This is a genomic window from Nonomuraea sp. NPDC003754 (assembly GCF_053605785.1).
In genome coordinates, this window is the sequence record NZ_JBSGJX010000043.1 from 1 (window position 1) to 21106 (window position 21106).

Below are 21106 nucleotides of genomic sequence, written 5' to 3' on the forward strand. Positions count from 1 at the left end.
GTTACATTCCGAACCCGGAAGTTAAGCTTCTCTGCGCCGATGGTACTGCACTCGAAGGGGTGTGGGAGAGTAGGTCGCCGCCGCGCAATCTTTACGGAAAGGGCCATCCCGGTTGGGGTGGCCCTTTCTGCTTTTCCGGGCTGTTTCGAGGGCGTGCCGTACCGGTCGCTCGAGCACCGGCACGGGCCGGTGAAGGGAGCGTGGCGCGCTCCAGGCGACCGTTCGGCCCCCGCAGGGTGCCGGCCGACCGGCCAGGTCAGGAGGCCGGCGGTTCGCGGTCGGTGAGGAGCGGCTCGATGCGGTACGGGATCTGGGTGGACAGCGCGATGGTGGTGTCCGTGCGCTGGACGCCCGGCGAGGCGAGGACGCGCGCGATGACCTCCTGCAGGTGGTCGGTGCTGCGCGCGACGACGCGGCAGAGCAGGTCGTGCTGGCCGCTGGTGCCGTACACCTCGAGGATCTGCGGGACGTCCCGCAGGGCCTGTACGGCCTCGGTGAGGCGGCCCTGGGCGATCTGCAGGGAGACGAACGCGAGGATCGGGTAGCCGGCGCCGGCGGCGGAGACCGTGGGGCCGAAGTCGAGGATCACCCCGCGCGCGGTCAGCTTCTCGACGCGGGCCTGCACGGTGCCTCTGGCCACGCCGAGCAGGCGGGCCAGCTCGGTCAGGCCGACGCGTGGGTGGGCACGCATGGTCACCAGGAGTCTGGCGTCGAGCTCGTCCATGGCCCCTCCGGGTGATCTGTGCGATTCGCCTAGCTTGAGGCCAGTATGGCAGTGCGATAGTGCGCGGATCGACCAGGAAAATTGGTCACTCTTGCCAAGGAAAGCCGGAATTGCTGTCATTCAGGCATGTTCGAGGAAGCGCAGTACTTCGCGCCCGTCGCCGAGCAGGGCGACGGGTCCGTGGTGGTCGAGTTGGCGGCGTCGCACCCCGGGTTCGCCGACCAGGTCTACCGGGCCAGGCGTAACGCCATCGCCGCCCTGGCCGTCAACTACCGGCGGGGCGAGCCCATCCCCGCGGCGGAGTACACCGAGCAGGAGCACGAGATCTGGGCCCTGGTCGCCGGCGAGCTGGCGATCAAGCACAGGAAGTACGCCACGGCGGAGTACCTCGACGGCGCGGCCCGGCTGGGCCTGCCCGCCGAGCGGATCCCGCAGCTGGAGGAGGTCAGCGAGCTGCTGGAGCCGTTGACCGGGTTCAGGTACCTCCCCGCGGCCGGTCTGGTGCCGCTGAGGGACTTCTACGGGGTGCTGGCCGACGGCTACTTCCACTCCACGCAGTACATCCGCCACCACTCGGTGCCGTTCTACACGCCGGAGCCCGACGTCATCCACGAGGTGATCGGCCACGCGAACGCGCTGGCCAACGACAGGTTCGCGGCGCTCTACCGGCTGGCGGGCGCCGCGGCGCGGCGCGTGGAGAGCGAGGAGGCGCTGGAGTTCGTCTCCAAGGTCTTCTGGTTCACCCTGGAGTTCGGCGTCATGGCCGAGAGCGGCGAGCTGCGCGCGTACGGGGCGGGCATCCTGTCCTCGTACGGCGAGGTCGAGGAGTTCAGGGGAATGGACATCCGGCCGCTGGACCTGAAGATGATGGGCCAGACCCAGTACGACATCACGAAGTACCAGGACGTGCTGTTCCGGGCCGAGTCCATGCAGCACCTGGAGGACGTGGTCGGCGCCTTCTGGGAGACCTGCGACGACGAGTCCATCGCCGCTCTGGCGTGAGCGGGAGCGAGCCGGGAGACGAGAACGAGCCGGGAGAAACGGTGGCGCCCGGGAACGCGGGCCGCGGCGCCACCCGACGGCCGGCCCTCACCGTCAGCCGACGGCCGAGGAGGGGCCCTCGACCGGCGTGATGAGCCGGTAACCCACCCCGCGCACCGTCTGGATCAGCCGGTCGTCGTCGTCACCCAGCCGCGCCCTCAACCGCTTGACGTGCACGGCGATGGTGTTGGTCGAGGTGCCGTCGGCCGAGTTCCACACATGCTTCATGATCTGCTCGCGCGTGACCGTCCGGTCGGCGTTGCGCATCAGGTAGTGGAGCAGCTCGAACTCCCGCAACGGCAGGTGCACGGCCCTGCCGCCGACCCGCACCTGGTAGGCGTTGACGTCGAGCTCGACGCCGCCCACGGTCAGCACCTTGCGGTTCTCGACGCCGTGGGAGGCCGCCTGGATGAACGGCAGCAGCTCGAGCACCCGGTACGGCCTGGCCACGCACGCCGACGCGCCCGCGGCCAGCGCCTGGACCGCCTGTTCGGCATGCCCCTCGCCGACGCCGAGCAGAACGGGTACCGACCGCGAGAGCCGTACGGCACGCACGAAGTCCACCGCGTCGATGGTCGGCAGTGTGGCGCCGACGAGCACGACGTCAGGCTGGAGCGCGCCCGCCTGCAGCAGCGCCTGGGCTCCGTCGGTCACCCCGGTGACCACGACGCCCTCGCGCCCCAGCGCGACCGCCAGCTCGTGGATGACGTCCTGGTCGGGATCGGCCACCAGCAGGGTGGGAACTGTCGGGGCGTCCCCGTTCGCCGCGACGACCATCAGCCGAAACGCCCCGTGATGTAGTCCTCGGTGGCCTTCTGGGAGGGGTTGGTGAACATCCGGGAGGTGTCGTCCATCTCGACCACCTTGCCGGGCTGCCCCTGGGCGGCGAGGTTGAAGAACGCCGTGCGGTCGCTCACCCGGGCGGCCTGCTGCATGTTGTGGGTGACGATGACGATCGTGTACTCGTCCTTGAGCTTGGTCATGAGGTCCTCGATCGCCAGCGTGGAGATCGGGTCGAGCGCGGAGCAGGGCTCGTCCATGAGCAGCACCTGGGGCTTGACCGCGATCGCGCGGGCGATGCAGAGACGCTGCTGCTGGCCGCCCGACAGGCCGGCGCCGGGCTTGTTGAGGCGGTCCTTGACCTCGTTCCAGAGGTTGGCGCCCTTGAGCGACTCCTCGACGATGCCGTCGGTCTGCGACTTGGAGACGCGGCCGTTGAGCCTGAGGCCCGCGGCCACGTTCTCGTAGATCGACATGGTGGGGAACGGGTTGGGCCGCTGGAAGACCATGCCGATGGAGCGGCGCACCGAGACGGGCTCGACGCCGGGGCCGTAGAGGTCCTCGCCGTCGAGCAGCACCTTGCCCTCGACACGCGCGCCGGGGATGACCTCGTGCATGCGGTTGAGCGTGCGGAGGAAGGTGGACTTCCCGCATCCGGACGGCCCGATGAACGCGGTGATCGAACGCGGCTCGATGGTCATCGAGACGTCCTCGATGGCCTTGTGCGATCCGTAGTACGCGTCGAGGCCCGAGACCTGGATCTGCTTGGACATGGGAGCGGATACCTCCTATCGGGCCCTGGAAGGCGAGCGCCACCAGGCGATGAGGCGCGCGACCAGGTTCAGCAGCATGACGATCAGGATGAGCGTGAGGGCTCCGGCCCACGCGCGGTCGATGGCGGTGTCGTTGGGGCGCGCCGCCTGGTCGAACACGTAGAGGGGAAGCCCCATCTGCGGCCCGTTGAACGGATCGTTGTTGATGGAGTCGGTGAAGAACACGGTCAGCAGCAGCGGCGCGGTCTCACCCGTCACGCGGGCGATGGCGAGCATGACACCGGTGACGATGCCCGTGAACGCGGTGGGCAGCACGACCTTCACGATCGTCCGCCACTTGGGGACGCCCAGGGCGTAGGAGGCTTCGCGCAGGTCGTTCGGGACCAGCTTGAGCATCTCCTCGGCCGCGCGGACCACTGTGGGCATCATCAGGATCGACAGCGCGAGCGCGCCGGCGAACCCGGAGAACGGCATGCCGAGGAAGAGGATCCAGAAGGCGAAGACGAACAGGCCGGAAACGATCGAGGGGACGCCGGTCATGACGTCCACGAAGAAGCTGATCGTACGGCTGAGCCGCCCGCCGTTGCCGTACTCGACCAGGTAGATGGCGGTGAGAACGCCGATGGGCACCGCGATGACCGAGGCCAGCAGGACCTGCTCAAGGGTGCCGATGATGGCGTGGTAGGCGCCGCCGTTCGCGTCGCGGGCGCCGATGCCGCGCATCGAGTGGGTCAGGAAGTCGAGGTCGAGACGGGCCAGGCCGTTCTTGATGACCAGCCACAGGACGGAGATCAGCGGCACGACGGCCAGCGCGAAGGCCAGATACACAAGACCCTGGACGACGCGGTCCTTGACCCGCCGTCCAGTGGAGATGTGCTGGATCGTGGTCATTCGACCTCCTCCGTCGGTCGGTTGGCCACGACGTGGCTGTGGGTGATGGGGGCGCTCATGCCGCTGCCCCCGCGTATTCCTTGCGGCGGGCGATCACCATGCGGGCGCCCATGTTGACCAGCAGCGTGATGACGAACAGCACCAGGCCCGAGGCGATGAGCGCGCCGCGGCCGACGGGGGTGGCCTCGCCGAAGCCGTTGGCGATGTTGGCCGCGATGCTGTTGGCGTGCGGGGTGAGGATCTGGAAGCTGATGTCGAAGGTGGCGGGGAAGATCAGCGCGACCGCGATGGTCTCGCCCATCGCCCGGCCGAGGCCGAGCATCGCCGCGCTGATGACGCCGGGGCGGCCGAACGGCAGCACCGCCATCCTGATCATCTCCCAGCGGGTCGCGCCGAGCGCGAGTGCCGCCTCCTCGTGCATCTTGGGCGCCTGCAGGAAGACCTCGCGGGAGATCGCCGCGATGATCGGCAGGATCATGATCGCCAGGACGATGCCGCCCGCCAGCATGGTCTTGCCGCCGATGACGCCCTCGCCGGCGAACAGCGGGAACCAGCCGAGGTGCTCGTTGAGCCACTCGGACGGCGTCTTGAGGATGGGGACGAGGAAGACCAGGCCCCACAGGCCGTAGATGACGCTGGGCACCGCGGCGAGCAGGTCGACGAGGTAGCCGAGGGGCCCCGCGAGCCGCCGGGGCGCGTAGTGGGAGATGAACAGCGCGACGCCCACCGCGACCGGGGTCGCGATGACCAGCGCGAGGGCAGAGCTGAGCACGGTCCCGAACGCCAGGGCGGCGATGCCGAAGACCTGGCTGCTGTTGGGCTCCCAGATGAGCTCGGTGAAGAAGTTCCCCTTGTTCGCCTGCAACGCGGGGATCGCCTCGCTGATCAGGAAGACGGCGATGGCCGCCATGATCGCCAGCAGGACGATGCCCGCACCGGTGGAGGCGTAGCGGAAGGGTCCCTCACCATGGGTGCGCCGGGAGGCGGCCCGGCGCATGGCCGGGTCGCCTCCTCGGGTGCGAACGTCGGTGGACATGGGTTAGGAGATCGCCTCGACGGCCGCGCGAACCTTGGTGAGCAGAGCCGCGGGCAGCGGGGCGTAGCCCAGGTCCTTCAGGGAGGCCTGGCCCTCGTCGCTCGCGGTGTAGCCGAGGAAGGACTTGACCAGCGGCACCTGGTCGGCGGGCAGGCCCTTCTCGCAGGTGATCTCGTAGGTCACCAGGACGATCGGGTAGGCGCCCGCGGCCTTGGTGGCGTAGTCGATGCTCAGCTTGAGGTCGTTGCCGGTGCCCTTGATCTCGGCGGCCTCGACGGTCTTGGCGGCGCTGTCGGCGGTCAGCTCGACGAACTCACCCGAGCCGTTGGCGACCTTGGCCTTCTGCAACTGGGAGTTGTCGGCGTAGGAGAGCTCGACGTAGCCGATGGCGCCCTCGGCGCCCTTCACCGAGGCGGCGACCTGGTCGGAGCCCTTGGCGCCCTGGCCCTTGGCCTCGGCGGGCCACGCCTTGGCCGGCTCGTACGGCCACTCGGCGGTGGCCTTGAGGAACTTGGTGAAGTTGTCGCTGGTGCCGGACTCGTCCGAGCGGTGGAAAGCCTGGATGGGGGTGGACGGCAGCTTCGCGTCGGGGTTGTCGGCCTTGATGGCGGCGTCGTCCCACTTGGTGATCTGGCTGTTGAAGATGCCGGCGATCGTCTTGGGCGACAGCTGCAGGCCGTCGACACCGGGCAGGTTGTAGACCACGGCGACGGGGCCGGTCACCATCGGGAGGTTGATGGCCTTGCCGGTCTTGCAGCGGGCGTCGGCCTGGGCGGGCTCGCCCTTGTCGTCCTTCAGCGCCGAGTCGGAACCGGCGAAGGAGATCGTGCCCTGGATGAACGCCTGGACACCAGCGCCGGAGCCGCTCGGCTGGTAGTTCAGGTTGACGTTCGCGTTCTTGGCCTGGAAGTCCTTCTTCCACTGGTCGATCGCGTTGGCCTGAGCCGAGGACCCAGCCGCGTTGATCGTGCCGGAAAGGGCGTTGTCGTTGCCCGGGGCGGCGGCGGACGCGGACGCGGTGCCCGCGGGGGCACCAGTGTTGTTATCGGTGCCGCACGCAGCGAGCGAGAGCGCGCCGACGACGGCGACGGCGGCGAGCCGGCCTGCATACTTCACGGTTGGGTTTCCTCCCACTTGGTCCTTAGTCGCCTCAGACGTTAAGCAGTGAAGGTGACTCGACTCCCGAATCGGGGTGAACGTTCGGTGAACGACCCAGGTCAGCATCATGATGGGATGCATGACGTATCGCGTATCTCTGGTGTGTATGGGCAACATCTGCCGCTCCCCGATGGCCGAGGTCGTGGTCAGGCAGGCCCTTGAGGAGCACGGACTGTCCGGCAAGGTGGCGCTGGACAGCGCCGGAACGGGCGGCTGGCACGTCGGCAACCCGATGGACGAGCGCGCCGCCGAGATGCTCGCCCAGCACGGCTACGACGGTTCTCTCCACCGTGCCAGGCAGTTCGACTTCGACCGCTATGACCTGGTCCTCGCCATGGACAAGGAGAACCTCAGAGCGCTGCGCAGGGTCGTTCCCGCGGGGACGGACCTGCGGCTGTTCCGCTCGTTCGACCCCTCGGCGCCCGAAGGCGCCGAGGTGCCCGACCCCTACTACGGCGGCCGCGACGGCTTCGAGATCGTGCTCGGCCAGGTGAAGGCGGCCGCCGAAGGGCTGGCGAAGTACCTTGTCGATCGTCTGGACTGAGGACCTGGGCTCCTCGCACGCCTGGCGGCTGCGCAAGGGGACGCTGGAGGGCAGGCCGGTGTTCGGCAAGTACGGTGCCGTTTCCCCATTGTTCACCTCCGAGGCGGCGGGGCTGCGGTGGCTGGGCCCGATCGCCGCCACCGTGGTGTCGTCGGGCGACGACGGCCTGGTCCTCGACTGGGTGGACACCGAGCCGCCCACCCGTGCCGCCGCCGAGCGTTTCGGCCGCGAGCTCGCCCGGACGCACCTGCGCGGCGCCGACGGCTTCGGCGCCCCCTGGCCGGGGTTCATCGCCGACCTGCCCATGCCCAACGAGCCGGCCGCCGACTGGCCGTCCTTCTACGCCGCCGACCGCGTGCTGCCCTTCGTACGGCAGGCGCGGCTGGCGGCCGGCGACGTGCGGCTGATCGAGCGGGCGGTCGCCAGGTTCCCCGAGATCGCGGGGCCCGCCGAGCCGCCGTCCCGGATCCACGGCGACCTGTGGGGCGGGAACGTGCTCTGGGCGGACGGCCGCGCGGTGCTCATCGACCCCGCGGCGCACGGCGGGCACAGGGAGACCGACCTGGCGATGCTGGCGCTGTTCGGCGCGCCGTACCTGGACACGATCCTCGGCGCCTACCGCGAGGAGGCGCCGCCGGCCGAGGGCTGGCGCGAACGCGTGCCGTTGCACCAGCTCCACCCGCTGCTCGTGCACGTCTGCCTCTACGGCGCCGCCTACCGCGACGCGTTGATGACCGCGGTCTCCCGGGTGCTGGCCCTCTGAGCGCAGCCGGGTCGCTCGGCGGGTGAGGCCTTGTGGGGTCGGGTGGGGTCAGCGGGTGGTGAGGCGGGTGAGGACCTCGTCGTGCAGCGTGCCGTTGGTGCACACCAGCCCGCCCGCGTCCAGGCCGCGGCCGCCGTCGAGGCCGCTCCACCGGCCGCCCGCCTCCTCGACGATCACCGTCAGCGCGGCGATGTCCCACGGGGACAGCTCGGGCTCCGCCGACAGGTCCACGGACCCCTCGGCGACCATCATGTGCGACCAGAAGTCGCCGTAGGCCCGGGTACGCCAGCACGCGCGGCCCAGGTCGAGGAACGGCTCGAGGCGCCCGGCCTTCTCCCATTCCTCGATGTCGGAGTAGGAGAAGGAGGCGTCCTCCAGCTTGCCGACCGCCGAGACCCGCATGCGGGTGGCCTTGGTCAGGCTCTTGCCGGTCCACGCGCCGCTGTCGCGGGCCGCCCACCAGCGGCGGCCGAGCGCGGGCGCCGACACGAGGCCCACCACGACCTCGCCCTGGTCCATGAGCGCGATCAGGGTCGCCCACACCGGGACCCCGCGCACGTAGTTCTTGGTGCCGTCGATCGGGTCGACGATCCACGACCGGGCGCCGTGACCGGTGGTGCCGAACTCCTCGCCCACGATCGCGTCACGGGGCCTGGCCCTGCGCAGCGTGCCCCTGATCGCCTCCTCCACCGCTCGGTCGGCGTCGCTGACCGGGGTGAGGTCGGGCTTGGTCTCGACCTTGAGGTCGACCGCCTTGAACCGGCGCATGGTCAGGTCGTCGGCGGCGTCCGCCATGACATGCGCGAGGCGCAGATCGTCGCTGTAACCCGTCACGAAGAGCCACGCTATCGCGTCGGACATCGCTTCCATCAAACGGCTGCATCCCAATTGTGGGTTACTCGCCAGTAGCATGGCGGCATGTCATTCGACACCGGCGAGTTCCTGCTGCAGACCGTGCCGTTCGCCCGCACGCTGGACATCTCATTCGACAAGGTGGAGGAGGGGCTGGCCCTCTGCCGCCTTCCCGACCGCCCCGATCTGCACAACCACGTCGGCGGTCCGCACGCGGGCGCGCTGTTCACCCTCGCCGAGACGGCCTCGGGGGCGGCGACGCTGTCGGCGTTCGGCGACCAGCTGTCGCGGGCGGTGCCGCTGCCCACCACCTCGACGATCCGCTATCGCAAGGTGGCGATGGGGGAGGTGGTGGCCGAGGCGCGGCTGCAGGCCTCCAGGGAGGAGGTCGTCGCCCTGCTGGACGCGGGACAGCGGCCCGAGTTCGACGTCGCGGTCGAGATCCGCAACGCGGAGGGCGTCGTCGTCGCCGAACTGACCGTCCGCTGGACCCTCCGCCCCAACCGGTAACCGTCCGCCGGTCAGTCGTCGGAGTCGGGGGCGCCTTCCCGGCTGGCGAGCAGCCGTCTGAGCGACTTCAGCCGGACCGGATCGGCGTGGCCGTCGGCGACCCACGCGTCCAGCGCGCACTCCTCGCCCCGGTGGGTGCAGCCCTTGGGGCAGTGGACGGTGCCCTCGACCAGGTCGGGGAAGCCGGCCAGCACGGTCTCGACGGACACGTGGGCCAGCCCGAAGCTGCGCACCCCCGGCGTGTCGATGATCCAGCCGCCCTCGGGCAGCTCCAGCGCCACCGCCGAGGTGGAGGTGTGGCGGCCGCGCCCGGTGACCGCGTTGACGTGGGAGACCGCCCGGTTGGCGTCCGGGACCAGCGCGTTGACCAGCGTGGACTTGCCGACGCCCGAATGGCCGACGAGGACGCTGACGCGGCCGGTCAGCCGCTCGCGCAGCTCGTCGAGCTCGCCGCCCTTCTGGACGACCGTGTAGGGGACCCCGAGCGGCTCGTAGAGCGAGACCAGCTCGTCGGGCGGGGCGAGGTCGCGCTTGGTCAGGCACAGCAGCGGGTCGATCTCGGCGTCGAAGGCCGCGACCAGCATCCTGTCGATCATCCTGGGTCGCGGCGGCGGGTCGGCCAGCGCGGTGACGATGACGAGCTGCTCGGCGTTGGCGACGACCGGACGCTCGATGCCGTCGGTGTCGTCGGTGTCGTCGGCGCTGCGCCGCAGCATCGAGGAGCGCGGCTCGACCCTGACCACCCTGGCGAGGGTGTCGGCCCGGCCCGAGACGTCGCCGACCAACGCGACCCTGTCACCCACGATGATGCCCTTGCGGCCCAGCTCGCGGGCCTTCATCGCAGTGACGAGCCGGCGCTCGCGCTTCTTCCTGCGGCCCTCGGTCTCGACCAGGCAGGTGTAGCGGCCCCGGTCGACGGCGATCACGAAGCCTTCGACGGCGTCCTCGTGGGCAGGACGGATCCTGGTCCGCGGCCGGGAGCCCTTGCCCGGTCTGACCCTGACGTCGTCCTCGTCGTACTCCCGCTTTCTCAGCGGTCCGCTCCTTGCCCCGAGAAGCCGGTCACGACTGCTCACTTCCCAGCATCTGCGCCCACATCCGGGCGAACTCCGGAAGCGTCTTTCCGGTCGTCGCGATGTCCTCCACCTCGACTCCGGGGACCGCGAGGCCGACGACGGCGCCCGCGGTGGCCATGCGGTGGTCGGCGTAGCTGTGGAAGGTGCCGCCGTGAAGCGTGGCGGGGCGGACGAGGATGCCGTCGGCCGTCTCCTCCGCGTCGCCGCCCAGCCGGTTGATCTCGGTGACGAGGGCGGCGAGCCGGTCGGTCTCGTGGCCCCGCAGGTGGGCGATGCCGCGCAGCGTGCTCGGCGAGGTGGCCAGGGCGGCGAGGGCGGCGATCGTGGGGGTGAGCTCGCCCACCTCGTGGAGGTCGGCGTCGATGCCCGCGATCTCGCCCGTGCCCGTGACCGTCAGGCCGTCCTCCGTCAGCGACACGGTGGCGCCCATCGCGGCGAGCAGCGGGCGGAGGTGGTCGCCCGGCTGGGTGGTCACGGCCGGCCAGCCGGGGATGGTGACCGTGCCGCCGGTGATGAGGGCGGCCGCCAGGAACGGCGCGGCGTTGGACAGGTCGGGCTCGACGACCAGGTCGGTGGCGGTGATCGGCCCCGGCTCGACGCGCCACACGTCGGGCTCGCCGTCGTCGACCCGCACACCCGCGGCGCGCAGCATCTGGACGGTCATCTCGATGTGCGGCATGGACGGCACGGGCGGGCCCTCGTGGCGGATCGTGACGCCCTTCTCGAACCTGGCGGCCGTCAGCAGCAGACCCGAGATCAGCTGGGAGGAGGCGGAGGCGTCGATCGTGACCTCGCCCCCGGTGATCGGGCCCCTGATCGTGAACGGCAGGGCGTCGTTGTCGACCTCGGCGCCGAGCGCGCGCAGGGCGGCGAGGATCGGGCCCATGGGCCGGGTGCGGGCGTGGGGGTCGCCGTCGAAGAAGACCTCGCCGTCGGCCAGCGCCGCCATGGGCGGTACGAAGCGCATCACCGTGCCGGCCAGGCCGACGTCGATGCGCGCGCCGCCGCGGACGGGGCCGGGCGTGACCTGCCAGTCGACGCCGGAGGCGCTCTCGTTGGACGGGGTCAGGTCGGTGCCGAGCGCGCGCATGGCCGCGGCCATCAGGTCGGCGTCGCGGCTGCGCAGCGCCTGCCGTACGGTGCCCGGGCCGTCGGCGAGCGCGGCCAGCAGCAGCGCCCTGTTGGTCACGGACTTGGAGCCGGGCAGGGGGACGGTCGCGGAGACCGGAGCGGACGCCGTCGGGGCCGGCCAGAGCGGAGCGGGCATGGTGCAAGCCTATCGGCAGCCGACGCCTGACCCGCAGAGCGCACGACCAGGGAGCTCGGGGCCCGGCCTCGCGTGGGGTGCGGGGCAAGATGGGGGTGCCGGGCGGTGTGGGGTGCGGGGCGACATGGTGGGCGAATCGGCCGATCGCGTGGCAGGGTGGAGGCATGTGCGGCAGATACGCCTCAGCGCGCAAGAAGCACGAGCTTCTGCAGGAGTTCCAGGTCGAGCAGGACGCCTCGCCCGACGAGGAGTTGTCGCCCGACTACAACGTGGCGCCGACCAAACGGGTCTACGCGGTGCTCAGCCGGGTGCCCAAGGACACCGAGCGCGGCGACTCGGGCGGGGAGAGCGAGGCGCGAGCCGCCAACCGGGCGGTGCGCCAGCTGCGCGTCCTGCGGTGGGGCCTGGTGCCGGTGTGGGCCAAGGACCCCTCCATCGGCTCCCGCATGATCAACGCCAGGCTCGAGACGGTCGCGGAGAAGCCGGCCTTCAAGAAGGCGTTCGCCTCCCGCAGGTGCCTGCTGCCTGCCGACGGCTACTTCGAGTGGATGCCCGTCGAAGGCGAAAAGAAGAAGAAGCAGCCCTTCTACATCCACCCCGAGGACGGCGGGGTGCTCGCGATGGCCGGGCTGTACGAGTTCTGGAAGGACCCGACCAGGGCCGCCGACGATCCGCTGAAGTGGCTGGTGACCTGCACGGTGATCACCACGCAGGCCGAGGACGACCTCGGGCACATCCACGACCGGATGCCGATGATGATCGAGCGGGAGCGCTGGGCCGAATGGCTCGACCCCAAGCTCACCGACACCGAGCAGGCCTCCAGGCTGCTGGTGCCCGCCGACTCCGGCAGGCTGGTCGCCTATCCCGTCTCCACCGACGTCAACAACGTCCGCAACAACGGCCCGCACCTGATCGAGCCGCAACAACCGGAGGAAGAAAGCGCACTTTTCTAGCGGGTCGGTGTAAGAACCTCGCCTGATGGGCATCCGGTGAGGAAAGCGATGCTCTTCGTCAACTGCGAGTCATCGCTCCATTCACCACCCCCCGAACGCGCCGGGCGGGACCTCCGGGGAGTTCCGCTGCCGGCTGCCCCCGCCTACCCGGAGGTGCGGACGTGGACGACACGACCGCTCGCGAGCGCCTGGAAGGCATGCTCGCCGAGCTCGACAGGTCGATCGGCGTGCTGCGTGGAGACCCGGTGGCCGTGGCCGACCGCTCGGCGGCCGACGCGGGCTCCGACCTGACCGACTCCGACCGCGCCCAGGCCATGCTGTCCGTGGCGACCGCCCATCGTGGCGCGATCGTGGCCGCGCTCAAGCGGCTCGACGAGGGCACCTACGGCGACTGCGTCGACTGCGGCAGGCCGGTGCCCGAAGGAAGGCTGGAGGCCCGTCCGGAAGCCGCCAGATGCGTCCAGTGCCAGGCGAAGCGGGAGAGAAGGCGCTGACCCTCACTTCTTGAGCGCGCTGGCCACCAGGTGGATGCCTACGGTGTCGTCGTCGTCGGGGTGGGCGTCGAGCTCCGTGCGCACCAGCCAGGCCAGCGCCCGGGTGTCGGTGGCCAGCACGTGGTCGACGGTGGAGGGGGACAGGACCGTGCGCGGCCTGATCCACTCCACCTCGAGGCCCGCTCCCGTGAGCAGCTCGCGCAGCTGGCCGCTGCTGAAGCAGCGGGTGATGCTGCCGTCGGGCCACGGCACCAGCATGACCTCGCCGGTCTGGCGCAGGTGGGCCCAGTAGTTCTGCTCGGCGAGTATCGCCATGCCCAGCACCAGGGAGTCGACGCACACCAGGGCGCGCCCACCGGGGCGCAGCACGCGGACCACGTCGTCCATCGCCGACTCGGCCATCAGCTCGATGGACAGCGCCCGCTCCTCCGCCACCACCGCGTCGACGCAGCCGTCAGGCAGGAACCCCAGGTCGTCGGCGCGGACCTGGCGCACCCGGTCGGCATCGCGCAGCAGCTGCTGCCCCTCCAGCGCCCGGCGGAAGTCGACGACCTCGATCACCTTGTGGCCCGCCTTGGCGGCGTGGCCCGACCAGCGCCCGCGGCCGCCGGAAAGATCGAGGATGGTGGAGGGACGACCGGGAAGCCAGCGATCGAGCTGCTCGGCGACGACTGCACGATAGAACGTCCAGTACGGCCCGAGCGTGCCTGAGCCGTTCAGTTCCTCGGCCGGAATGGGCAGCACACGCGTCTCCTGTGTTCCGGAAAAGGTACGTTTGTTTTTCCCCGTACCGAGTCGTTCGTCACCTCCATCTTGTGGGAACAGACGCGTGCGCGGGCGTGTTGCAGACGAACATGCTCACATTGCTCGAACCCGTCCCCGGTGGCCTGCCGGTCGCTGACGAGCGGGTATCCTCCCCTGAGTACGGTGTACCGGCACAGCAGGCCACCGGCGATCTTAGGGGGGTGGGTCCGGTGCCCGCGACAGGCACGGAGACTCTGGAGCAGCGCAGCGAGCGGTTCGAGCGTGACGTCATGCCGTACCTCGACCAGCTCTACTCCGCCGCGCTCCGGATGACCCGGAATCCGGCTGACGCCGAGGATCTGCTGCAGGAGACCTTCGCCAAGGCGTTCGCGTCCTTCCACCAGTTCCAGGAAGGCACCAACCTCAAGGCCTGGCTCTACCGGATCCTCACCAACACCTTCATCAACAGCTACCGCAAGAAGCAGCGGGAGCCGAAGCAGTCCGGCACCGAGGAGATCGAGGACTGGCAGCTGGCGCGCGCCGAGTCCCACACCTCGGGCGGGCTGAAGTCCGCCGAGGTCGAGGCCCTGGAGCACCTGCCCGACGGCGACATCAAGGAAGCGCTCGCCGCGCTGCCGGAGGAGTTCAGGATCGCGGTCTACCTGGCCGACGTCGAGGGCTTCCCGTACAAGGAGATCGCCGACATCATGGGCACGCCCATCGGCACGGTGATGTCGCGACTCCACCGCGGACGCAGGCAGCTGCGGACGCATCTCGAGGACTACGCACGCGAGCGTGGCCTGGTCCCGGCGGAGGGATCCAAATGAGCTGTGGTGAGCCGCACGAGACGGACTGTCGTGAGGTGCTCGACAAGGTCTACGCCTATCTCGACGGTGAGCTCGCAGAAGGCGAGTCCGTCGACATCAGGGTGCACCTCGACGAGTGCAGCCCCTGCCTGCAGGAATACGACCTCGACAAAGCGGTGAAGGCGCTGGTCGCCAAGCACTGCGGATGCGATCCGGTGCCTGACGACCTGCGCTCGAAGGTCCTCGACCGCATCGCCAGGGTGCGCGCGGAGCTGGGCGACTAGCATTGCGCGCATGCGCGTGTTGGTGACCGGGGGCGCCGGTTTCATCGGTTCTCATCTCGTCGACGCCCTGCTGGAGGCGGGGCACGAGGTCGCGGTCGTCGACGACCTGTCGTCGGGCCGCCAGGCCAACCTGAGCGGTGAGGCCTGGCTGCACACGCTCGACGTCAGGGATCCCGCCCTGGTCGAGCTGGCCGTCGCGTGGCGGCCCGAGGTCATCTGCCACCTGGCCGCCCAGATCAGCGTCCGGGCGAGCGTGGCCGATCCGATGCGCGACGCGCGGGTCAACGTGGAGGGCACGATCCAGGTGCTCACCGCCGCCCAGCGCGGCGGCACGCGCAAGGTGGTCTTCGCCTCCTCCGTCGCGGTGTACGGCAGGCCGCCGGTCATCCCCGTCCCCGGCGACGCGCCCACCGACCCGCGCTCGCCGTACGCGGCGAGCAAGCTCAGCGGGGAGACCTACCTGGCCGCCTTCAAGGCGCTCCACGGCATCGACCACACCTCGCTGGTGCTGTCCAACGTCTACGGCCCGCGCCAGTCGCCCGACGGCGAGGCGGGCGTCGTGGCCATCTTCACCGACGCGCTGCTGTCGGGCGCGCCGACCCTCCTGTACGGCGACGGCGACCAGACCCGCGACTACGTCTACGTCAAGGACGTCGTCGACGGCTTCGTCAGGGCCTGCGGCGAGGCCGGCGGCGGCGGGCGGTTCAACCTCGGCACCGGCATCCAGACCACCGACCGCCACCTGCACACGCTCGTCGCCGCCGCGGCGGGCGCTCCCGACCGGCCGGGTTTCGCGCCGCCCCGTCCGGGGGACCTTCCCGCTATGGCCGTCGATCCGCTGCCCGCCTTCGAGGGTCTCGGCTGGCAGCCGCGCACGGATCTGACGACCGGTCTGAAGGAGACCGTGGAGTGGGCCAGAAGTCGCCGCCGGTAGTTGGTTGATTACGCTTTGCTTGCGATTCCCGAGTCCCCTCCCTGTCGCCTGACGACTTCTGTAGCGTGAGCCTCATGCGCATGTTGACAGCACTGGCGGCCCCGGTGATTCTCCTGGTCGGCGGCGGTGGGGCCGTCCCGCCGGGCGTCTCCTGGACCTGATCGCCCCGGGGGGCCGCAATGCGTGGACTGCCGTGGGCCGCGAAGGTCTATCTGGTCGTCGTCATCGGGGCGGCGGCCGTTCTCGTCGGGCACAGCCTGCTCGCCGGGCACCTCGTCCCATCCGGCGACTACGGCACGCTCCTCGTGCTCGCGTTGCTCTTCCTGGTGTGCGAGTCGATGCCGACGCTCCTCAATGTCGAGCAGTTCGCGGTGTCGGTCAGCTTCTCGGCCGCGCTGGCCGCGGTGGTGCTGGTCGGCCCCGAGGGCGCGGCGCTGGTGGGCCTGACGGCCGTGCTGAGCGTCCGGCCCGGCCTGCCGCTGGTGAAGCGGCTGTTCAACGGGGCGCAGTTCGCCATCTGCGGCTACGTGTCCGGCAAGGCCTACCTGTTCTTCGGCGGCGTGCCGAAGGTCCCGCAGGTCAACGCCTTCGAGGCGCTGATCGGGCCCTACGCCGCGGCCGCCGCGCTGTTCGTCCCGCTCAACATCGTGCTCACGCTGACCATGGTGTGGCTGGTGACCCAGGTGCGGGCCGAGGAGTTGCCGGTCAGCGGCATGACCCAGTTCCTGCTGTCCTACTTCGGCTACGCCACCTTCGGGCTGCTGGTGGCGGGCCTGTGGGCCACCGTCCAGTCGATCTCGGCCGTGCTGGTGCTGCTGCCGCTCTTCGTGGCGCGCTGGGCCCTCGGGCAGTACCACGCGCAGCAACGCTCCTACGACGCGACGATCGCGGCGCTGTGCCAGGCGGTCGAGACCAAGGACTACTACACCCGCGGGCACTGCACGCGCGTGTCGCTGGCCTCCACGATGATCGCGCAGGAGATCGGCATGGGGGTGGAACGGCTGCGCGCCATCCGCTACGCGGGCATGCTCCACGACGTGGGCAAGCTCGGCGTGCCGACGAAGGTGCTGCAGAAGGACGGGCCGCTGACCGAGGAGGAGTTCGCGGCGATCCAGCTGCACCCGATGCGCGGGCTGGAGATCGTGCGCGGCATCGACTTCCTCGACGAGGCGTTCGCGGGCATCATGCACCACCACGAGCGGCACGACGGCAGGGGCTACCCGATGGGGCTGGCCGGTGACGAGATCCCCGAGTTCGCGCGGATCATCGCGGTGGCCGACGCCTTCGACTCGATGACCTCCGACCGCTCCTACCGGGGGGCCCGCCCGGTCGAGGTGGCGGTGGCCGAGCTGCGCAAGGGCGCGGGCACGCAGTTCGACCCGGTGATGGTGGCGGCGTTCGTCAAGGCGCTGGAGCGGGAGCCGTGGCAGCCGCCGCGCAAGGTCGACGCGCCGCCGGCCGACGCGGCCCAGACGACGACCAAGGACCACGACGACCCGACGATGCCGATCGAGGTGGTGGGCGGATCATGACGGCCTGCCGCGGCCCGGCTGGGGGAAAGGCCGGGACATGCATGATGACGGGGGACACGGTGACGGCCGGCAACGCTGTCCGGGGGGCCGGGGGGCCGGGGGAGCCCGCGGCGGCGGGCCGTACGAGGGGGACACGATGAACCGCGCCTTCCAGGGACTCGACTCGGGGCAGTTGCTCCTGATCGCGGGCGCCGGCCTGGTGGCCGTCGCCGGCGTCGCCCACACCGCGGCCGTCGGCCTGGTCCGCCCCGACATCGCGGTCGGGTTCGGCGCGCTCATCGCGATCGGCGAGCTCGCCAGGCTGACGATGCCCGGCAACAGGGAGGTGGCGCCCATCGGGGCGGCCGCGGCCCTCGGCTACACGCTGCTGCTCGACCTCAGCAACGTCCCGCTCGGCCACACCGCGCTGCAGGTGGTCGCGGTCATCGCGGTCGGGATGATCGCCGGTGCGCTGCCGCACCTGGCGGTGGGCCGCCCGCCCCGGCTGGACGCGATGGCCAGACGGCTGCTCACCGGCGCGCTCCTCGCCTTCGCCTTCCGGCCGCTCGCGCCCGCCCTCTACACCCTCACCCAGGAGCCGACCGAGACCTGGTGGCCCGCGCTCATGGTGATGGTGGTGCTGATCGCGATCACTCTCCTGGCCGACGTGCTGATCGCGGCCATGCTGAGGGCCGAGCAGGTGCGCACCGCGTTCAAGGTCGCCGTCAGGGACGAGTTCAGGATGGCCTTCCCGCTGGGCGCCGCCGTGGCCGCCTCCGGGGTGCTGCTCGCCCTCGCCTGCCACAGCATGGACCTCATGGCGCTGCTGGTGTTCGCCGCGCCCCTGCTGGTCACCCAGGTGGCCTTTCGCAAGTACGCCGGCATCAGGGCCACCTACCTGCAGACCGTGCGGGCGCTGTCGAGGGTCACCGAGGTCGGCGGGTACGTCGAGCCCGGCCACTCGCGCCGGGTGAGCAGGCTGGCGGTGGCGATCGGCAGGGAGCTCGGCATGGCCGAGCCCGAGCTGCTGGAGCTGGAGTACGCGGCGCTGATGCACGACATCGGGCAGCTGTCGCTGCGCGACCCCATCCCGGGCGGGGCCACCGTGCTCACCGATCCGGCGCAGGCCCGGCGCATCGCCGAGCTGGGCGCCGAGGTGATCAGGCAGACCGGCGTGCTCGACCGGGTGGCCGATCTGGTCAGGCGGCAGTGCGATTCGATCGCCGAGGATCCGCCGCGGGCCAGCCGTATCATCAAGGCCGCCAACGCCTACGACGACCTCGTCGGCGGATCCACCGACCGCGACCGGGCGGGGGCCGCTTTAGAACGGCTCAGGCTCGGCATCGGCGGCGAGTACGACCCCGAGGTGATCGAGGCGATGGCGCGCGTGGTGGACCGGCTCGCCCCTGTGCACCGGCTCTGAGCCCGCGTCGGCGGCGACCACGACGCCGGCCTGGCGTCCGCGCGCCCGGTGACCGTGACAGAGTTGCAAGCATGCAAGAGGGGAGTCCGCGTGGCTGAGGTGCGCGCCGAGATGGTGGCGAACGTGTGGCAGGTCGTCGTCGCCGAGGGCGACACGGTCGTGGAGGGCGACACGCTCGTCATCCTCGAGTCCATGAAGATGGAGATCCCGGTGCTCGCCGAGGACGACGGTGTGGTCACGCGGCTGAAGGTGGCCGAGGGCGACGTGGTGCAGGCGGGCGACCTGATCGCCGTCATCGACTAGCCGGACGTCGTCCCTTCGGGGTTGAGCCGGCCGAGGAACTTCTCCCTGTCGACCACCGTCCGCTCGATCGTGCCCGTGCCCACCACCCGGGCGCGTTCGCGGGCGGTGAACGTGAACACCAGGCGCCTGCCGTCCACCGCGGTCAGTTCGGCGCCGATCTCGACGTGGGCGCCGACGGGGCTGGCGGCCAGGTGGTGGAGTTCGACCCGGGTGCCGACGGAGGTCTGTCCTGCCCCGAGGTGGTCCCTGACGGCCTGGACGGTCGCCATCTCCGCCAGCGCCAGCAGCCTCGGGGTGGCCAGCACGGGCACGTCACCGCTGCCGATCTTGGTGGCGAGGTCCTCCCTCTCGACCATGATGAGCAGCGACGCGTGGAGCCCCGGGGCGAGTGTCATGCGGCCAGCCTACTGAGATCACATCTCGGGCACCGGACAGACAGAAAGCCTCACCAGGCACCAGGATAGGTTTGTACAGCTTGCGGCAATCTTGTGGTGACGTATTGGTACAAGCCGTACACTTCTCAGAATTCCGTGACCTCTGCGTTACCTCGCCGCGATACAAATCCGCTTTGTTGGAGAACCCTGGGGTCGGAGAGGTTGAAGACGACAGGGGGTAACGGGGGAGACATGGTGGCCCAAGGGACGACGCTTGCGGGGCGATATCGTCTGGACACCCGCATCGGCGCCGGCGGCATGGGTGAGGTATGGCGTGGAGAGGACATCGTCCTCGCCCGCACCGTCGCCGTCAAGGTGCTGCTTCCAGGCCGCACGGACGACCCGGGATTCGTCGCTCGCTTCCAGGGCGAGGCGAGGGCGATGGCGACGATCAACCATTCCGGTGTGGTCGACGTCTACGACTACGGGGTTCACCAGGTGGCGGGTGCGGGGGCGACCGTCTACCTGGTGATGAAGTTCGTCGACGGCGAGCCGCTCGACCGTTTACTGCAGCGCCTGGGGCGCATCGCGCCCGACCAGGCCATGGAGCTCATCGCCCAGGCGGCGGGGGCGCTGCAGGCCGTACATGACCAGGGCATCGTGCACCGCGACGTCAAGCCCGGCAACCTGATGGTGCAGCGCGACGGCACGCTGGTCCTGACCGACTTCGGCATCGCCCGCCAGGACGTGGCCAACCGGCTCACCGACGCCGGCATGGTGCTGGGCACCGCCGCCTACTGCGCGCCCGAGCAGGCGGAGGGCGCGCCGGTCACGCCCGCGGTCGACATCTACGCGCTCGGCGTGGTGGCCTACGAGTGCCTGGCGGGAATACGCCCGTTCGACGGCGACAGCCCCGTCACGATCGCGCTCAAGCACATCCGCGAGGCGCCGCCGCCGCTGCCCGCCGACATCCCGCCCGCGGTGCGGTCGGTGGTGGAGCGGGCGCTGTCGAAGGACCCCGCGCGACGCTGGCCCAGCGGCGCGGCCATGGCGGCGGCGGCCCGGCAGGCCGTGCGGGCGCCGCACGCCGCGCCGCCCGTCTCTCCGCCTCAGCCGTCGCTGACCGACCTGCCGGCGGCCCACCAGGGCGCGCCGGCCACGCCCTCTCCGGCCACGGGCGCCATCCCGCCGCCCGACCAGTCCACGGTCGCCACCCAGGGCCCGCGGCGCGGCGCCCGCAGGGCCGCCAAGGCCGGTGGCGGCAGGGGCGTGCTCGTGGCGGGCATCGCCGCGGTGGCGGTGCTGGGCGTCGGCGCGGGCGCCGTCGCGCTCACCGGCATGGACGGGCCGGAGCCGGCCCCCGTGGTCACCTCGCCCGTCGCGGTCGGCGGCAAGACGAAGGCGATCAAGCCCAAGCCGCCGAAGTCGACCGAACCCACCGACCAGCCCGAGCCGTCCGAGGAGCCCGAGCCGACCGAGGAGGAGCCCACCAGGCCGCCCACCACGCAGCCGCCGACGAGGAAGCCGACGGTCACGTCCACCGGCTCGCCCACGCCGACCCATCAGAAGCAGCCGCTGGTGCCGGACGTCGTCGACCTGTTCGTCGACCAGGCCACCGTGAAGCTGCAGAAGGCGGGCTACAAGATCCGGGTCAAGGCCGTCATGGTCATGGAGCCGGAGAGTTGCCCGAAGGTGTCGGCACAGGTGCCCGCGGCCGACAAGCCGCTGGCCAAGGGCATGACGGTGACGGTGTCGACGGTGAGCGACCAGTGCCCGCCAGGCAAGTCGCCCAGCCCGTCGCCGTCGCCGTCCCCGACGCCCAGCGGCGGCTCGCCCTCCCCGACGGGCAGCGCCAAGCCGTAGCC

The 21106-nt window shown here is 70.7% G+C and carries 24 protein-coding genes and 1 rRNA gene; 14 read left to right on the plus strand and 11 right to left on the minus strand.

Annotated elements, in window-relative coordinates; all coding sequences use genetic code 11:
• Positions 1 to 86, plus strand: a 5S ribosomal RNA gene (rrf, locus tag ACWEVS_RS37015); the annotation flags it as partial.
• 170 nt (positions 87 to 256) lie between these two features.
• On the opposite strand, the gene ACWEVS_RS37020 is transcribed toward rrf, so the two are convergent.
• The gene (locus tag ACWEVS_RS37020) at positions 257 to 724 is read right to left on the minus strand and encodes an Lrp/AsnC family transcriptional regulator (RefSeq protein WP_449928306.1); all 468 of its coding nucleotides are present in this window, start codon (positions 722 to 724) and stop codon (positions 257 to 259) included.
• A gap of 126 nt (positions 725 to 850) precedes the next feature.
• Between ACWEVS_RS37020 and ACWEVS_RS37025 the strand changes: the two genes are divergently transcribed.
• A complete protein-coding gene (locus ACWEVS_RS37025) occupies positions 851 to 1726 on the plus strand; it encodes a phenylalanine 4-monooxygenase (RefSeq protein WP_449928308.1) in 876 nt (291 codons plus the stop codon).
• 93 nt (positions 1727 to 1819) lie between these two features.
• On the opposite strand, the gene ACWEVS_RS37030 is transcribed toward ACWEVS_RS37025, so the two are convergent.
• Genes ACWEVS_RS37030 through pstS form a run of 5 tightly spaced genes read right to left on the minus strand, consistent with a single transcriptional unit; the run spans position 1820 to position 6361 of the window.
• The gene (locus ACWEVS_RS37030) at positions 1820 to 2542 is read right to left on the minus strand and encodes a response regulator transcription factor (protein WP_354921748.1); all 723 of its coding nucleotides are present in this window, start codon (positions 2540 to 2542) and stop codon (positions 1820 to 1822) included.
• Positions 2542 to 3318 carry a phosphate ABC transporter ATP-binding protein PstB gene (gene pstB, locus ACWEVS_RS37035; RefSeq protein ID WP_354921745.1) on the minus strand — a complete coding sequence of 259 codons (777 nt, stop codon included), beginning with the start codon at positions 3316 to 3318 and terminating at the stop codon, positions 2542 to 2544. The genes ACWEVS_RS37030 and pstB overlap by 1 nt, the downstream gene beginning before the upstream one ends.
• Before the next feature lie 15 nt (positions 3319 to 3333).
• Positions 3334 to 4209: a phosphate ABC transporter permease PstA gene (gene pstA / locus ACWEVS_RS37040; RefSeq protein WP_354921742.1), complete on the minus strand. Its 876-nt coding sequence runs from the start codon at positions 4207 to 4209 to the stop codon at positions 3334 to 3336.
• Between the two features lie 55 nt (positions 4210 to 4264).
• Complete coding sequence (gene pstC / locus ACWEVS_RS37045) at positions 4265 to 5245, minus strand: phosphate ABC transporter permease subunit PstC (protein WP_354921739.1); 981 nt, start codon at positions 5243 to 5245, stop codon at positions 4265 to 4267.
• Positions 5246 to 5248: 3 nt separating this feature from the next.
• A complete protein-coding gene (gene pstS / locus ACWEVS_RS37050) occupies positions 5249 to 6361 on the minus strand; it encodes a phosphate ABC transporter substrate-binding protein PstS (RefSeq protein WP_354921736.1) in 1113 nt (370 codons plus the stop codon).
• A gap of 121 nt (positions 6362 to 6482) precedes the next feature.
• Between pstS and ACWEVS_RS37055 the strand changes: the two genes are divergently transcribed.
• Together ACWEVS_RS37055 and ACWEVS_RS37060 are read left to right on the plus strand one after the other, a co-directional pair.
• A complete protein-coding gene (locus ACWEVS_RS37055; protein WP_452418724.1) occupies positions 6483 to 6947 on the plus strand; it encodes a low molecular weight protein-tyrosine-phosphatase in 465 nt (154 codons plus the stop codon).
• Positions 6928 to 7710 carry a fructosamine kinase family protein gene (locus ACWEVS_RS37060; protein ID WP_452555394.1) on the plus strand — a complete coding sequence of 261 codons (783 nt, stop codon included), beginning with the start codon at positions 6928 to 6930 and terminating at the stop codon, positions 7708 to 7710. Before ACWEVS_RS37055 ends, ACWEVS_RS37060 begins: the two co-directional genes overlap by 20 nt.
• A gap of 48 nt (positions 7711 to 7758) precedes the next feature.
• On the opposite strand, the gene hisN is transcribed toward ACWEVS_RS37060, so the two are convergent.
• Positions 7759 to 8571 carry a histidinol-phosphatase gene (gene hisN / locus ACWEVS_RS37065; protein WP_449928317.1) on the minus strand — a complete coding sequence of 271 codons (813 nt, stop codon included), beginning with the start codon at positions 8569 to 8571 and terminating at the stop codon, positions 7759 to 7761.
• A 57-nt stretch (positions 8572 to 8628) separates the two neighbouring features.
• Here hisN and ACWEVS_RS37070 point away from each other — a divergent pair, with 57 nt between their 5' ends.
• Positions 8629 to 9072, plus strand: a complete 444-nt coding sequence (locus tag ACWEVS_RS37070; protein ID WP_452555396.1) for a DUF4442 domain-containing protein — start codon at positions 8629 to 8631, stop codon at positions 9070 to 9072.
• 11 nt (positions 9073 to 9083) lie between these two features.
• Here the strand turns inward: ACWEVS_RS37070 and rsgA are convergent, their stop codons facing one another.
• On the minus strand, positions 9084 to 10106 hold the full coding sequence (rsgA, locus tag ACWEVS_RS37075; protein ID WP_449928520.1) for a ribosome small subunit-dependent GTPase A: 1023 nt from the start codon (positions 10104 to 10106) through the stop codon (positions 9084 to 9086).
• A gap of 28 nt (positions 10107 to 10134) precedes the next feature.
• Positions 10135 to 11415 carry a 3-phosphoshikimate 1-carboxyvinyltransferase gene (aroA, locus tag ACWEVS_RS37080; protein WP_452555398.1) on the minus strand — a complete coding sequence of 427 codons (1281 nt, stop codon included), beginning with the start codon at positions 11413 to 11415 and terminating at the stop codon, positions 10135 to 10137.
• A gap of 164 nt (positions 11416 to 11579) precedes the next feature.
• On the opposite strand from aroA, the gene ACWEVS_RS37085 reads away from it, so the two are divergent.
• Together ACWEVS_RS37085 and ACWEVS_RS37090 are read left to right on the plus strand one after the other, a co-directional pair.
• Positions 11580 to 12368 carry an SOS response-associated peptidase gene (locus ACWEVS_RS37085; protein ID WP_452555400.1) on the plus strand — a complete coding sequence of 263 codons (789 nt, stop codon included), beginning with the start codon at positions 11580 to 11582 and terminating at the stop codon, positions 12366 to 12368.
• A 161-nt stretch (positions 12369 to 12529) separates the two neighbouring features.
• Positions 12530 to 12862 carry a TraR/DksA family transcriptional regulator gene (locus ACWEVS_RS37090; RefSeq protein WP_449928325.1) on the plus strand — a complete coding sequence of 111 codons (333 nt, stop codon included), beginning with the start codon at positions 12530 to 12532 and terminating at the stop codon, positions 12860 to 12862.
• Positions 12863 to 12865: 3 nt separating this feature from the next.
• On the opposite strand, the gene ACWEVS_RS37095 is transcribed toward ACWEVS_RS37090, so the two are convergent.
• Positions 12866 to 13606: a class I SAM-dependent methyltransferase gene (locus ACWEVS_RS37095; RefSeq protein WP_354921715.1), complete on the minus strand. Its 741-nt coding sequence runs from the start codon at positions 13604 to 13606 to the stop codon at positions 12866 to 12868.
• Positions 13607 to 13827: 221 nt separating this feature from the next.
• Between ACWEVS_RS37095 and ACWEVS_RS37100 the strand changes: the two genes are divergently transcribed.
• From ACWEVS_RS37100 to ACWEVS_RS37125, 6 genes are all read left to right on the plus strand, one after another.
• Positions 13828 to 14433, plus strand: a complete 606-nt coding sequence (locus tag ACWEVS_RS37100; protein WP_354921712.1) for a sigma-70 family RNA polymerase sigma factor — start codon at positions 13828 to 13830, stop codon at positions 14431 to 14433.
• Positions 14430 to 14696 (plus strand): mycothiol system anti-sigma-R factor, encoded by a 267-nt coding sequence (gene rsrA, locus ACWEVS_RS37105; protein ID WP_354921708.1) that lies wholly within the window; start codon positions 14430 to 14432, stop codon positions 14694 to 14696. The genes ACWEVS_RS37100 and rsrA overlap by 4 nt, the downstream gene beginning before the upstream one ends.
• 10 nt (positions 14697 to 14706) lie before the next feature.
• Positions 14707 to 15630, plus strand: coding sequence for an NAD-dependent epimerase/dehydratase family protein (locus tag ACWEVS_RS37110; RefSeq protein ID WP_354921705.1), 924 nt, complete (start codon positions 14707 to 14709; stop codon positions 15628 to 15630).
• A gap of 179 nt (positions 15631 to 15809) precedes the next feature.
• Positions 15810 to 17162: an HD-GYP domain-containing protein gene (locus ACWEVS_RS37115; RefSeq protein WP_354921702.1), complete on the plus strand. Its 1353-nt coding sequence runs from the start codon at positions 15810 to 15812 to the stop codon at positions 17160 to 17162.
• 136 nt (positions 17163 to 17298) lie between these two features.
• On the plus strand, positions 17299 to 18564 hold the full coding sequence (locus ACWEVS_RS37120) for an HD-GYP domain-containing protein (RefSeq protein ID WP_452555402.1): 1266 nt from the start codon (positions 17299 to 17301) through the stop codon (positions 18562 to 18564).
• Between the two features lie 90 nt (positions 18565 to 18654).
• Positions 18655 to 18867, plus strand: a complete 213-nt coding sequence (locus ACWEVS_RS37125) for a biotin/lipoyl-binding carrier protein (RefSeq protein ID WP_354921696.1) — start codon at positions 18655 to 18657, stop codon at positions 18865 to 18867.
• Here ACWEVS_RS37125 and ACWEVS_RS37130 read toward each other — a convergent pair.
• Entirely contained in the window at positions 18864 to 19262 is a 399-nt protein-coding gene (locus ACWEVS_RS37130) for a thioesterase family protein (RefSeq protein ID WP_449928333.1), read from the minus strand. The genes ACWEVS_RS37125 and ACWEVS_RS37130 overlap by 4 nt on opposite strands.
• A 231-nt stretch (positions 19263 to 19493) precedes the next feature.
• On the opposite strand from ACWEVS_RS37130, the gene ACWEVS_RS37135 reads away from it, so the two are divergent.
• A complete protein-coding gene (locus ACWEVS_RS37135) occupies positions 19494 to 21104 on the plus strand; it encodes a serine/threonine-protein kinase (RefSeq protein WP_452555404.1) in 1611 nt (536 codons plus the stop codon).
• Positions 21105 to 21106: the final 2 nt, after the last annotated feature.

What these genes read in the sequence shown, in the direction of transcription:
- ACWEVS_RS37020 (WP_449928306.1), bottom strand. Translation starts at nt 724, where the DNA reads ATGGACGAGCTCGACGCCAGACTCCTGGTGACCATGCGTGCCCACCCA.
- ACWEVS_RS37025 (WP_449928308.1), top strand. Translation starts at nt 851, where the DNA reads ATGTTCGAGGAAGCGCAGTACTTCGCGCCCGTCGCCGAGCAGGGCGAC.
- ACWEVS_RS37030 (WP_354921748.1), bottom strand. Translation starts at nt 2,542, where the DNA reads ATGGTCGTCGCGGCGAACGGGGACGCCCCGACAGTTCCCACCCTGCTG.
- pstB (WP_354921745.1), bottom strand. Translation starts at nt 3,318, where the DNA reads ATGTCCAAGCAGATCCAGGTCTCGGGCCTCGACGCGTACTACGGATCG.
- pstA (WP_354921742.1), bottom strand. Translation starts at nt 4,209, where the DNA reads ATGACCACGATCCAGCACATCTCCACTGGACGGCGGGTCAAGGACCGC.
- pstC (WP_354921739.1), bottom strand. Translation starts at nt 5,245, where the DNA reads ATGTCCACCGACGTTCGCACCCGAGGAGGCGACCCGGCCATGCGCCGG.
- ACWEVS_RS37055 (WP_452418724.1), top strand. Translation starts at nt 6,483, where the DNA reads ATGACGTATCGCGTATCTCTGGTGTGTATGGGCAACATCTGCCGCTCC.
- hisN (WP_449928317.1), bottom strand. Translation starts at nt 8,571, where the DNA reads ATGTCCGACGCGATAGCGTGGCTCTTCGTGACGGGTTACAGCGACGAT.
- ACWEVS_RS37070 (WP_452555396.1), top strand. Translation starts at nt 8,629, where the DNA reads ATGTCATTCGACACCGGCGAGTTCCTGCTGCAGACCGTGCCGTTCGCC.
- aroA (WP_452555398.1), bottom strand. Translation starts at nt 11,415, where the DNA reads ATGCCCGCTCCGCTCTGGCCGGCCCCGACGGCGTCCGCTCCGGTCTCC.
- ACWEVS_RS37085 (WP_452555400.1), top strand. Translation starts at nt 11,580, where the DNA reads ATGTGCGGCAGATACGCCTCAGCGCGCAAGAAGCACGAGCTTCTGCAG.
- rsrA (WP_354921708.1), top strand. Translation starts at nt 14,430, where the DNA reads ATGAGCTGTGGTGAGCCGCACGAGACGGACTGTCGTGAGGTGCTCGAC.
- ACWEVS_RS37110 (WP_354921705.1), top strand. Translation starts at nt 14,707, where the DNA reads ATGCGCGTGTTGGTGACCGGGGGCGCCGGTTTCATCGGTTCTCATCTC.
- ACWEVS_RS37115 (WP_354921702.1), top strand. Translation starts at nt 15,810, where the DNA reads ATGCGTGGACTGCCGTGGGCCGCGAAGGTCTATCTGGTCGTCGTCATC.
- ACWEVS_RS37120 (WP_452555402.1), top strand. Translation starts at nt 17,299, where the DNA reads ATGAACCGCGCCTTCCAGGGACTCGACTCGGGGCAGTTGCTCCTGATC.
- ACWEVS_RS37130 (WP_449928333.1), bottom strand. Translation starts at nt 19,262, where the DNA reads ATGACACTCGCCCCGGGGCTCCACGCGTCGCTGCTCATCATGGTCGAG.
- ACWEVS_RS37135 (WP_452555404.1), top strand. Translation starts at nt 19,494, where the DNA reads ATGGTGGCCCAAGGGACGACGCTTGCGGGGCGATATCGTCTGGACACC.